Raw genomic sequence first — 11729 nt, 5'->3', positions numbered from 1 at the left:
ATTATTTTTCTAACAGGTCTTTAAACCGGGTCATTGTTTTGAACAGGTTATCGTGAATAATTGGATCGGATACCCAGCGGGGTACTTTTTTGCTTCGGTCGGTGGTCACCATATAGGTGATTTTTATTTGTCCGCCTGTGGCTGGTTCCATGATCCATTTGCCCCGGGTACCCGTAATGCGGGTGGTTTTATCCGGTAGGGGAAAGCGGCTGTCGGCCGTACTTTCGAAGATCACCTCCGCAGCATTGGTAGCACCGGATAGGTTGTGGTACTGGTACAGCAGGCAGCAGTCCTGGTCGTCCATGGGCCAGGGGATATTATACCGGATATAAGTGATCCAATGTTGTTCGTCTGCCTGGGAGGCAATTTTATAATCGCTGGCATTGGTGTTCCATTGCATCCCACGGGATTGGTCCTTAAAGAGACCAATGACCGCAGGTACGCCGGCTTTTACAAGAAATACCGCTTTTATTTCCCTTACATTTTCACCACCGGCTCCCGGAATCCACCGTTCATACAGCGTGATCGCCTTGTTTTGCTTTACCAGCTTAAACTCGCTGGTATCGGCGAACAAGGAATTGAAAAAGAGTGCGCTGCTGAGCAATAAAACAGGTAAGCTTTGCATACAGAATGATTTAAAGCAAAAGTGCGGCTAGATGCGTTGATGGCAAACGATTTTCCGCTGAGTTGTGGGATAAGGGTATTGACCTGTAGAAAAAAGAAGCAAAAAGCGTAAAGCAGAAAGCAAAAAGCTATTTTCGCGAATATCTCCGGGGCAATAGCTTTTTGCTTTCTGCTTTACGCTTTTTGCTCTTAATTTAAATACCTATATATGAAGCGATACCTTTCCCTGTTCCTCCTTTGTGGCATTATTGGTGTGATGCAAGCCAGTGCTCAGACAAATGCAGATAAAGCCAAAGAAAAAGTAGATGCGGCTATAAAGCTGATGGATAACGGTCAGCTGGCGGAATCCATTCCTTTGCTGGATGAAGCGTTGAAGCTGGACCCGGATAACAACAATATCCGTTATGAAAAATGTTATGCATTGTATATGATGAAGGATTACAAGGCCGCCCGTAATTTGTTAAAGAAATTAACAGATGATAAAAATCTCGGGCCTAATGTATACCAGCTGTTAGGGAATACTTATGATGATTCCGGAGATCCAAAGCAGGCGATTAAAACTTATGATGAGGGGATCAAAGCGTTTCCTGAAGCAGGTAACCTGTATCTGGAGCGGGGTGTGATGGAGATGAAAGTAAAGGATTACAATAAAGCATTAAATTTTTTTGAGAAAGGAATAGAAGTGGCACCTATGTTTCCTTCGAACTATTACCGGGCGACCATCCTGTTTTGTTTGGCTACAGACGAGAAGGTATGGGGAATGATGTATGGGGAGATATTCATGAACCTGGAGCCGAATACGGCTCGTACCGTGGAAATAAGCAAGTTATTGTTTGATACTTATAAATCACAGATTACGTTTTCCGGAGATACGGGCATTGCCGTGAGCTTTTCGAAGAACAAGGTAGTTAACGTGGTGGTGAACCCTGATGCGGGTCCCGAAGCATTGTTAAAGGCGTTAACGGGGGCGAAAAAGCCTTTTGGTACTTCCATTTATGAGCCTACGTTGGCCGTTGCGCTGGCAGGAGAGCACAGTGTTGACCTGGCTTCACTGAACCATACCCGTGAGCGTTTTCTTCAGGTATATGAACAGTTGGGTAATCAGCAGAAAACACCGGTTGTTTTATTTGATTTTCAACGGGAGCTGAAGGCTGCCGGACATTTGGAAGCCTATAACTACTGGCTGTTAAAAGAAGGCGATAAAGTGGCGTTCAATCATTGGGAGTTGGCGAATAACGACAAATGGCAACGTTTTGCGGATTGGTTCTCTGAACATCATCTTACCATTACGGCAGAGAATAAATTTAATATGGCGAAGTACTGAGTATAATTTATTATTTTGTTCGCCACGCCACGCTGAATCCTGGCGTGGCGAACTTGTTTATAGCAGAAGGTTTTAAAAAACAGTGCAACATATGAAGCGTTACCCGTTATTGATTATTTTCTCTTTTATGGTATCATCACTGGCTGCCCGGCAGTCTTGTCCGGTTATACCGCTGCCGGTGAAGGCTACGCCAGGTACAGGCACGTTTGTGATGAACGCGCATACCACTATCCAGGTGGCAGATCCTGCGCTGCGCCCAGTGGCCATGTATCTGCAGGAAGAACTGTGGCGGAGGTATCAGCTGCGTGTATCCGTAGGCGGTGATAACAAAAGGGGGTCCATCTTGCTAAAAAATGAAAAAACGGATGATAACGCAGAAGCCTATACGCTTACGATGAACCCCGGCACAGCAGTCATCACAGCGGGGCAGCGGGAGGGAATGTTCAACGGTGTTATCTCTCTGTTGCAACTTACTACGGCAGCGCCGGCAGGTAAAACACTGGCGGTTCCCTGCTGGAATATCAGTGATGCCCCTCAATATGGCTGGCGTGGTGTAATGTTGGATGAGTCGCGTTTCTTTTTTGGTAAAGAGAAAGTAAAATCCATACTCAACTGGATGGCGTTTTATAAGTTAAACCGTTTCCACTGGCATCTCACTGATGTGCCTGGCTGGCGACTGGAAATAAAGAAATATCCCTTATTAACAACGGTGGGCAGCATCGGAAACATCAAAGATCCGAAGGCGCCGGCGGCATACTATACGCAGGACGATATCYGGGAAATAGTGGCGTATGCACAGGCGCGTAGCATTGTGGTGATTCCGGAAATAGATATGCCGGGACATGCAGCTGCGGCAAACCGCGCCTATCCGGCGTTTGACGGCGGAGGTACTGCACACTATCCACAATTTACTTTTAATCCGGGTAAAGAAGGTACGTATCAATATCTGGCAGACATCCTAACGGAAACGGCTCAACTTTTTCCAGCAAAGATGATACATATTGGTGGTGATGAAGTGACTTTCGGCAACGCCGGATGGGATACGGATAGTGGTGTAATACGGTTAAAGGCCGCTCATGGCTTGCAAACGCGTAAGCAGGTAGAGGATTATTTTATTCAGCGTATGGCCGATACCGTATTGGCATTACATAACCGCGTATTAGCCTGGGATGAAATAGCTACCAGTAACCTACCAGCCGACCGCACCATTGTGTGCTGGTGGCGGCAGGATAAACCAGAGAGCCTGGCGATGGCGTTACAGAAAGGATACTCCGTGGTATTATGCCCGCGGTTGCCTTTCTACCTGGACTTTGTACAAGATAGCACGCATAAAATCGGGCGTCGCTGGAAGGATGGAGAGTTGAATAATTTATCGGCTGTATATAATTTTTCGACCGCTCATCTTCCCGCTGTAGCGGGACATGAGTCGTTGATACTCGGTGTACAGGCTTGTGTATGGACGGAGACGGTACATAGTAACCAACGCCTGGATTTCCTCTTATTCCCCCGTATTGCGGCAGTAGCGGAAACCGCGTGGACAGCACCGGGGCAGCGGAACTTCAATGGGTTTAAAGATCGGTTGAAAGCGCAGCAGGTACTCTACGCAAAAGACGGCCTCTATTACTTTGATTTTTTTGCACCGGAAAAGCATACCGAATCCGGGCAGGGGCGTACGGATTATATTGACTAAAAGGTTGTAAATTTAGGTATGCACTACGCAACACTTCCACCGCCGCCGCACCTGGCACATGTGATCCGGTTTTTCTGGGTCATGGAGGGTGAGATGGGGTATACGCATCATAACATGGCGGATGCCTGTGTGGAGATGTTGTTTCACTACCGTGGATGTTTCGATGAGATAGAAAACAACGGTCGCCGGAGCTCTTCTTTCACGGCGGGTTTGCATGGTGTTACGCATGTGTTGCGTAAGTATACCATTGATGCCGGCTTCGGTATTTTCGGGGTATATTTTTATCCGCAGGCGATTCCCTTACTTTTTTCGATGCCTGCTTCTGAGCTGACGAATACGGCTGTGGAGCTGAGTTATTTGTTGAAAAGCGCGGGTATGCAGTTAGAAACAGCGATCGCGGAAGCGAAGAGTCATGCGGAACGTTGCCGTATTATTTGCCGTTTTACCGAGCAACGGATGGCTCGCCGATATGATGTGGAGCCGCCGGTTTTTGCAGCTATCCGGGATATTATTCATCATAAACCAGCGATTAGCATTACGGAGTTATCGAAACAATATTATCTTTCGGAGCGGCAATTTGAGCGGCAGTTTAAACAGTATGCAGGTTTAACGCCCCGGTTGTTTTCGCGTATTATCCGTTTTCAGGCGGCTACTTCTTTTTATAAGCGTGATGACCTGAGTTTGGGTAGTATTGCGCTGGAGTGCGGGTATTATGACCAGTCGCATTTTATCAGCGACTTTAAATCCTTCTCCGGATTGCACCCCAAACAGTTTTTCTCTGGTCGCTCTGCAGCCACTGCGTGGAGAGAATAATGTCGGTTTTTTCCAATTTTAAGATAGTGACCTTTCTCATCTTTGTGTGGCAATATCACCTTAAAATTATGTTATTATGAAACTACCCGAAGGACATCAGCGCGTGATACCTTATCTGATACTGCAAAATGCAGTGGCATTTTTCGACTTCACCAAAGCAGTATTTGATGCGGAAGAGCGTTACCGCGGTTACCAGGAAGATCAGCGTACATTGCGACATGGAGAGATCCGGATTGGCGACGCTACCATTATGTTTGGGCAAAGCAGTGATACCTGGGCCACAGAAAATGCAGGATTGTATATTTATGTAGAAGATGCAGATGTTACTTTTCAAAAAGCATTGGATGCAGGTGCTACGGTAGTGATGCCGGTGACGGATCAGTCGTACGGCCGTTCCAGTGGCGTAAAAGATCCGTTTGGTAATACCTGGTGGATTACTGCCGTATAAAGTATTTGCAAATAAAGTGTTTTACAGACATGCTGGCCTTAAGGCCAGCATTTTTTATTCCCGGAGGTCCAATGTTAAGTTTTTATTATCGCCATATAGCCGCAGTATAGCAAATTAATTTACAAGAATGCGTTGCAACACTGTAGCGCATTTGACCCGGGAAACGCACCTGTGCCAACTGCGTGCTGTTTGTCTAACCCACTAAATTTACTATGAAAATGATTATTGGTGACTATCCTGCGACAATAAAATTTTTATTATCAACCAAGTCTGAAGCAACGACCGAATCCTCACCTTTGTTACCTATGCACTACCAGCATAACGCTTTAAGAGGTGCATTTGTAACCTATACAGAAGGAGGATTTGGTTGTTTTGCTACCCAGGAAGTACGCAGCCTTCATTGGGTAATGGGATGGTTGAATTTCTCCATCCGGCATCCGGTAACGCTGAATTTCTCCGCCAGCAAACCGATGGTAGCATTGGTATGTACGCTGAAAGGAAAGGCGGCATATGAACTGCCAGGCTATGGTAACTTTACGTTACCGAAGGGGAAGTATGGATTTTATTATATCCCGCCCCATCTCTCTGGTAACATGTTCCTGACCGAAGAAGAACATCATACCGTTTACTTTTCGTTTTCGGCCTCATTTCTGGAATCGTTTGCAGGGCAGCATATTAACTTCCAGGAATTGTATGCTGCACAGGAGCAGCAGGTAACTGCCGCCAACGTGCTACCGGTGTTTAAAATCGGCATAGAAGAACGTAAGATCCTGGATGCCATCCAGAACAGTAATCTAACCGGCCCGGCCAAACAGATATTCCTGCAGGCAAGGATAAATGACCTGTTGGTGAGTTACTTCGCATCGCTGGAAACCAGTGATAAGGGCCGTCTGAGGGTAGAAGATCAGCAGGAACGATTTAAAGAGATCGAAAAATTTATACAGGAAAACTATCACCTGCCGCTCAAAATGCAGTTCCTGAGCCGTAAAGCAGGCATGAACCTACGTAGTTTTGAGAAAGGATTTAAGGCCAGTTTCGGTGTTAAGGCCAAAGAATATATAGAGCAGCTGCGCGTAAAACTTGCCGCAGACCTACTGAAAAATAGCGACATGCCGATTACGGCGATTGCCTACCATGTTGGTTTTGCCGGGACGAATTATTTCTCTTTTGTGTTTCGTAAAATTCAGCATTGTTCTCCCAGAGAGTACAGACAAAGGGGAGAAGGGAGAAAAACAGATAAAGGTGAAATATTGTAGGTTTTTATATTCGCGTTTTTGAACATTATTTTAAAATTAAGTTTTGATATTTGTAAGAGAAGAAACGAAAGCACGGAGTTTAATCCCATAGAACCCGATTTTAAATCATCAATTTTTACCTGCTAAATATTTATAGCATCCTCGAAATAACGTGTTTATGCCAATGAAAAGATTAATAGGCCAGCTACTGGTCTGATAGCATTGTATTTCCTGTTCTGATATAAATAAGTTGATTGTTTTGCCATGATGGCAATGATCATACCTGCGTCAATGTCTGTAATGATTGGCGTGAAGGAGTTGCATGTCTAATGAAAAATCAGATTTTAATATGAATAATCAGCATGAAGTAATCACGCAAGAGCGGAATGATAATCATGGTTCCAGCAGAAAGCCTTTGCTTTTGATACCTGACGGTATCATAGACTACTCGGAATTACTGGAAATGAATGGTATTGCTTATGAAAGAGACGAATTTTTCCTCAGAGTAGGTGTGCCGGAGAAGGTGAAGGGCTGGATATTTCATTTATCGGTGATAAAAGTGCAGTTTTTGAAATTGTTTGAAACGGTGTATCCGTTTTTGGTGGAGTATAAGTTATCATATAAGATACCTGCAGATGAAATAACAAAAGACCAATTGATGGATGGAGGTTGGGGGTATGAGCGACTTGGAAAAGTGATAACAATTTATATAGATAATGATAGCGCTGCGCTGCAGTTGGCGCGTCAGCTCATTACACTGACGGCCTCTTTTAAGGGGCCAGCTGTACCTACTGATATCCACTTGGGGGCTGTATTATATGTGCGTTATGGAGGGTTTAGAACAGATATGTTGGCGGATGCCACTGGCCAGGTGGACAATTATATGTATGAGGAAGATGGGCAGGTAGTTAAAGATCCCTATAACATTCCTTTTGTATTGCCTAAACAAATTAACTGGCCTTTTGCGGAATTAGCAAAACCAGTGGTGCCAAAGATCCAGAAAATCTTTAAGAGGAAATACCTGCCATATATTTTTATAAAGCCTGATATAAAAGGACGGGTAATAAAAAGTATCAATATTAGCCAGTGGTTTAATCCACGTTGGTGCATCATAAAGGAAGGTAAAATGGGAATGTGTTCCGACGAGGTGGGCCGGGATATGGTTGATAGAATTAGCTGGCAGTTTGAACTGCATACAGATCTGAGTAGGGATCTGCCATTGCCTGGCATTATAGATTATTTCTCTTACAATAATGACAGCTATTTAGTAATGGAATTTATAGATGGCCTGACATTAGATAAAATTCAGTCAATGTTGTTTGGTGGAAATAGCTGGATAGGTTTGAGTGTTGAAGTGAAGTTGAAAATTATTGATTATTTACTACAGATTATAGAAGTACTTATAGCACTTCATAACAGGGGATATATACATCGGGATATTACTGTGGCTAATTTTCTGGTGGATAAGCAGGGGAAGGTATTTCTGATTGATATGGAGCTTGCTTACAATATCCATAAAGCAATACCAGATCCGGTTTTTAGATTGGGAACCCCTGGGAGTATGTCGCCCGAGCAGTCTATTTCAGCGTTGCCTACTTTTGAACAGGACATATTTAGTCTGGGAACATTATTACAGGCTTTATTCACAGGGTTCAGACCGTCTACCTTTGATTGGGAAGATGCTACTTCCTTGTATAGAAACATGCTCTTTTTTACAAGGAATCAGCGGCTTGCTTCGTGTTTGTACGGTTGTTTGAAGGAGAATCCGTTGGAAAGAATTTCTTTGAAGGAAATAAATGAAGTTTTAACAGGTTTGAAGTCAGAGCCGATGATATCTGACTCATCTGAATATGAAGATAATACGCTTAACTATGACGATGTCATTAATGGCGCTTTAAACGGATTGTCTAGMCCTTTAATGCTTACTATTGATGGGGTCTGGTCATCTACTTACATCGATGAAAGTGCCAATGTGGGAAATGGCCGGGGTCAGCGGGCTTATTATATGGGAATCCGTGAGGGTATCAGTGGTCCCCTTTATTTATTGGCAATAGCGCAGAAGAGCGGATTTGATATTACACCCTGTTTGGAGGTCCTAAGGTGTAACTGGGAGTATTTACAACAGCATTTTTTGAACATTTTGCCTGAACTGCCTCCAGGCTTGTATAGAGGATCTGCAGGTATTGCAATAGCAATAAATGCACTGTTGGATGTAGGGATACTCCCCGCAGATAAAGAGCATCTTGCCTATTTGAAAGGATGTCTGGAAAAGAAACCAGTGGGTTGTGATATAGACTCAGGGGCAGCAGGGCAAGGTCTTGCTTTGTTACAGTGCGCCTCTCATCTGGATTCGGATTTTGTTACAGGACTCTTTGATACCTATATTCAGTTTATTCTAAGAAACCAGTCAGACGATGGAGCTTGGTTCTCCACTTTGCCTGATCCGAAATCCAAAAGAGAAAAGATGACCGGACTATCTGCCGGAACTGCAGGAATTGTTTGGTTTTTACTGGAGTATCATCGGCTTTATGGAAATACTTTGGCGCTTAATGCTGCGCTGAAAGGGTTAAACTGGCTGAAAAAGAAAGCTTGCAATAAAGATGGGAAGACATATTGGTATAAGTCGACGGTAAATAAGGAAGTAAGTTATGTACTGGAAAATGGGCTTTATGGAGTGGCATTTGTTTTTATCAAGGCGTACGAAATTACCAGAGATGTTGTTTATAGAAAAATGGCAGAGGAAGCATTATCTGTATTTCCATCAAATGGTATATTACCTGAATTAATGGTTGGTAATGGAATGGCAGGATTGGGAGAGGTTTACCTGGAGGCGTACCGGGTTTTTGAAGACGAGGTTTGGAAGCAACGGGCAACCTGGATAGCAGAGGTACTGTTACATACAGTTTATCAGCGTAGTGATGGCAATTATTGGCTGATCGATAATCCCAAGTATCCCAATGCTGATTTGTTGCAAGGCTGCAGCGGTTTGATTTATTTTCTAATGCATTATAGGAAATCTGATGACGTCGGTTTTATTCTATTACCTCATTAATACTTACCCAATATGAATAAGCGGAATATCACGCAGCTGATTGCTTCATTGTTAATTTTATTGTTTTCCTATGCAGCAACCAGTAAGCTGGTTGAGTATCATACTTTTGTTTCACAACTGGGAAAGTCACCACTAATAGAACATTACGCAGTTCCCATTTCATGGGGGATTCCTTTGCTGGAATACTTAACGGTAGTACTCCTGTTATTTAATCGTACTCAGCAGGCTGGGCTTTACGTTTCGTTTTTTCTAATGACTTTGTTTACTGTTTACATCTATGCCATGCTCCACTTTAGCTATGATCTTCCTTGCTCATGTGGAGGAGTGTTAGCCCAGTTGACTTGGAAGCAGCATCTTGTTTTCAATATTTTCTTTGTAGCGGCCTCTTTGTTAGGTATTATACTTCAATCCTCACATTATAAAGGGAACCAGTCATTGGGTCTAAATATTTTATTACGTAGTAAACAGGGAAGTCGCTGAACACCTGTAGAAAAAAGTAGGCATTTTATCATTTTATCGTTTTAGTTTTTATTGCTTTTTGATATTATAAAAGCATTATGCTATATGAAAAAAGTATCATTAGGTATTACCGCTCTCGCTTTGCTGGTTGGTTTTGCAAGTGCATTTGCTTCTAAAACAACTCGTGCTGCTGGTACTTTCTGGACAACTGTTGTAAACCATAGTGTTGTAAATACTGCTAAGGTAATTGCAACATGTAAAGGTACTGGTACTATTTGCGCTATTCAGTACACTGCACTTGGAACCCGTACTGGTAAAGTTGCATTTAAAACTAAACCAGTTAATTGAGTTGAAGTATTAGTTTTTAAAAGACTCCTCAATATGCATTGAGGAGTCTTGGATTTAAATGTATACCCAGCATGAAGATTTTCCTGTATAGCTTATCACTACTAGCATTGTCTGTTTTGATTGTTTCTTTTTTGTGGTTTAGTGCAGACCGGCCAAATAAAAATGCCAATCACTTTCAGAGAACATTTATAGATAAGGACCAAGGCACAACGCAGCGGCAGATTTTACCGGAGGGAGTGAGTGATTTCATTGGTGTTACATCAGATACAGCTTTCTTTTCAACAGAGGAGTTGGGAAAGGTGATAATGACGAATAGTAAATTTGAAATAAAAAGTGAGATTCGATTTCCTTTTTCCCACAGTCTGAAAGATAGCATTGGAAGTGACTTTTTTTCCAGGTTTGATGTACCTTGGATATATTTTTGTGCCTATAACATTCCGGCAATTATTMGTTGTAATATATATACCCGTCAGGTAGATGTATATTATAAATCAGGAACAGCTTTTACTAATTTTTGTCCGGTATCGGCCAACAAGTTTTTATTTCGTCAACTTGATTTTAAAACAAAAGATCAGATATTTAGCTTGCGTGATATCAGATACTCATCGCCAGTTACAGAGAAAACGCTGTATACACCATATGGGGATGGAGGGTTAGTTGCTGGTGGAAATCTTCATTACCAAAAAGATGCGGGGATTTTTAATTATACTTTCATTTTTGGGAATAAAATAATCTTGTTTGATACAAGTCTTAATATTGTTAAGACATTACATACAATTGATACATTTGCATTGCCACTCATGAGAGTGGGCCTGATAGGTAAAAATACCTACTCGAATCTTGGGCCATCCAAGCGAATTAATCATTTAACATGTATCAGCAGTAAATTTCTTTTCGTTAATTCATTAGTGAAAGCCGACAATGAAGAGGAGCAATCCTTTAGCAAAAACGCTGTTATTGATGTCTATGATCTAACTACTTTAATATACAAAGGAAGTTTCTATATACACCGGCCGGACCACAAATATATCAGTAATATGCTCGTTGTTGATAGGTTATTTATTGCCATTTACAAGGATGAAGCGATTGTTCGTTCATTGGAATTTCTTAATTAATGAGGGGTCGATAATTTTTAAAAACACTAACTTTTTTATTGTATGAATAAAATACGTATCAGTGTTACAGCCATTTCGCTTCTATTGGGACTCGTTCATGCTTTTACTGTAAAAGCTTCCTATTTTCCAACATTTTGGACAACAGCATACTATCACAATATGGCTACGTATCTCTCAATAAGGCATAAATGCTTGGGAGGCAACACGCTTTGTGCAGTTCAATATATTTTTGCCTTCGACGAACCCCAACCAACGGGAAGGATTGTGCTTAAGTGGCGTGATCTTCTTAATCAATGAGTTGTCTGAGAAATTTTTAGAAACATTAATATTTTCTGTATGAATAAAATATATATCAGCGTTACAGCTATTTCACTTTTATTGGGAGTCGTTCATGCTTTTGCCGTAAAAGCTTCCAATTCCATGACATATTGGACAACAGTAAATATTCACCACGTGCGTTCACTGGGCGAGGTGATGCTATTTTGTCAGGCAGGTAATCGTACGATTTGTGCAGTTCAATATTTTAATACTGGCGAACGCACGGGGCAGGTCAAGTTGACATCCTATCCGTGAACTAACGTTTAATTGATTTTTTTATAGATTAAAAAACTAATACATTAG

Annotated in this window: 11 protein-coding genes; 10 read left to right on the top strand and 1 reads right to left on the bottom strand. The window is 42.3% G+C overall.

From position 1 onward, the window contains the following. Nucleotide 1: 1 nt before the first annotated feature. Complete coding sequence (locus tag AC1DFM_RS08170) at nt 2-625, bottom strand: START domain-containing protein (RefSeq protein WP_477076218.1); 624 nt, start codon at nt 623-625, stop codon at nt 2-4. A gap of 207 nt (nt 626-832) precedes the next feature. On the opposite strand from AC1DFM_RS08170, the gene AC1DFM_RS08165 reads away from it, so the two are divergent. From AC1DFM_RS08165 to AC1DFM_RS08120, 10 genes are all read left to right on the top strand, one after another. After that, complete coding sequence (locus AC1DFM_RS08165; RefSeq protein ID WP_477076217.1) at nt 833-1948, top strand: tetratricopeptide repeat protein; 1116 nt, start codon at nt 833-835, stop codon at nt 1946-1948. Between the two features lie 91 nt (nt 1949-2039). After that, nucleotides 2040-3638 carry a beta-N-acetylhexosaminidase gene (locus tag AC1DFM_RS08160; protein ID WP_477076216.1) on the top strand — a complete coding sequence of 533 codons (1599 nt, stop codon included), beginning with the start codon at nt 2040-2042 and terminating at the stop codon, nt 3636-3638. A gap of 18 nt (nt 3639-3656) precedes the next feature. After that, the gene (locus AC1DFM_RS08155) at nt 3657-4451 is read left to right on the top strand and encodes a DUF6597 domain-containing transcriptional factor (RefSeq protein ID WP_477076215.1); all 795 of its coding nucleotides are present in this window, start codon (nt 3657-3659) and stop codon (nt 4449-4451) included. Between the two features lie 76 nt (nt 4452-4527). Beyond that, complete coding sequence (locus AC1DFM_RS08150; protein ID WP_477076214.1) at nt 4528-4899, top strand: VOC family protein; 372 nt, start codon at nt 4528-4530, stop codon at nt 4897-4899. A gap of 212 nt (nt 4900-5111) precedes the next feature. After that, a complete protein-coding gene (locus tag AC1DFM_RS08145) occupies nt 5112-6155 on the top strand; it encodes a helix-turn-helix domain-containing protein (protein ID WP_477076213.1) in 1044 nt (347 codons plus the stop codon). 301 nt (nt 6156-6456) lie between these two features. After that, a complete protein-coding gene (locus AC1DFM_RS08140; RefSeq protein WP_477076212.1) occupies nt 6457-9186 on the top strand; it encodes a class III lanthionine synthetase LanKC N-terminal domain-containing protein in 2730 nt (909 codons plus the stop codon). Nucleotides 9187-9198: 12 nt separating this feature from the next. Next, nucleotides 9199-9666, top strand: a complete 468-nt coding sequence (locus AC1DFM_RS08135) for a MauE/DoxX family redox-associated membrane protein (protein WP_477076211.1) — start codon at nt 9199-9201, stop codon at nt 9664-9666. A gap of 84 nt (nt 9667-9750) precedes the next feature. Continuing rightward, nucleotides 9751-9993 (top strand): hypothetical protein, encoded by a 243-nt coding sequence (locus AC1DFM_RS08130; protein WP_477076210.1) that lies wholly within the window; start codon nt 9751-9753, stop codon nt 9991-9993. Between the two features lie 71 nt (nt 9994-10064). Next, a complete protein-coding gene (locus AC1DFM_RS08125; RefSeq protein ID WP_477076209.1) occupies nt 10065-11108 on the top strand; it encodes a hypothetical protein in 1044 nt (347 codons plus the stop codon). A gap of 336 nt (nt 11109-11444) precedes the next feature. After that, nucleotides 11445-11681, top strand: coding sequence for a hypothetical protein (locus tag AC1DFM_RS08120; RefSeq protein WP_477076208.1), 237 nt, complete (start codon nt 11445-11447; stop codon nt 11679-11681). The last annotated feature ends 48 nt before the right edge of the window (nt 11682-11729 follow it).

This window comes from Chitinophaga sp. 05T412 (genome assembly GCF_056396465.1).
Note: the sequence above shows the minus strand (reverse complement) of the source record. Positions and strands in the feature narration are given on the sequence as shown.

Excerpts from the sequence above, each read along its gene's own strand:
- AC1DFM_RS08135 (WP_477076211.1), top strand. The coding sequence starts at position 9,199 with ATGAATAAGCGGAATATCACGCAGCTGATTGCTTCATTGTTAATTTTA.
- AC1DFM_RS08165 (WP_477076217.1), top strand. The coding sequence starts at position 833 with ATGAAGCGATACCTTTCCCTGTTCCTCCTTTGTGGCATTATTGGTGTG.
- AC1DFM_RS08150 (WP_477076214.1), top strand. The coding sequence starts at position 4,528 with ATGAAACTACCCGAAGGACATCAGCGCGTGATACCTTATCTGATACTG.
- AC1DFM_RS08130 (WP_477076210.1), top strand. The coding sequence starts at position 9,751 with ATGAAAAAAGTATCATTAGGTATTACCGCTCTCGCTTTGCTGGTTGGT.
- AC1DFM_RS08170 (WP_477076218.1), bottom strand. The coding sequence starts at position 625 with ATGCAAAGCTTACCTGTTTTATTGCTCAGCAGCGCACTCTTTTTCAAT.
- AC1DFM_RS08155 (WP_477076215.1), top strand. The coding sequence starts at position 3,657 with ATGCACTACGCAACACTTCCACCGCCGCCGCACCTGGCACATGTGATC.
- AC1DFM_RS08145 (WP_477076213.1), top strand. The coding sequence starts at position 5,112 with ATGAAAATGATTATTGGTGACTATCCTGCGACAATAAAATTTTTATTA.
- AC1DFM_RS08120 (WP_477076208.1), top strand. The coding sequence starts at position 11,445 with ATGAATAAAATATATATCAGCGTTACAGCTATTTCACTTTTATTGGGA.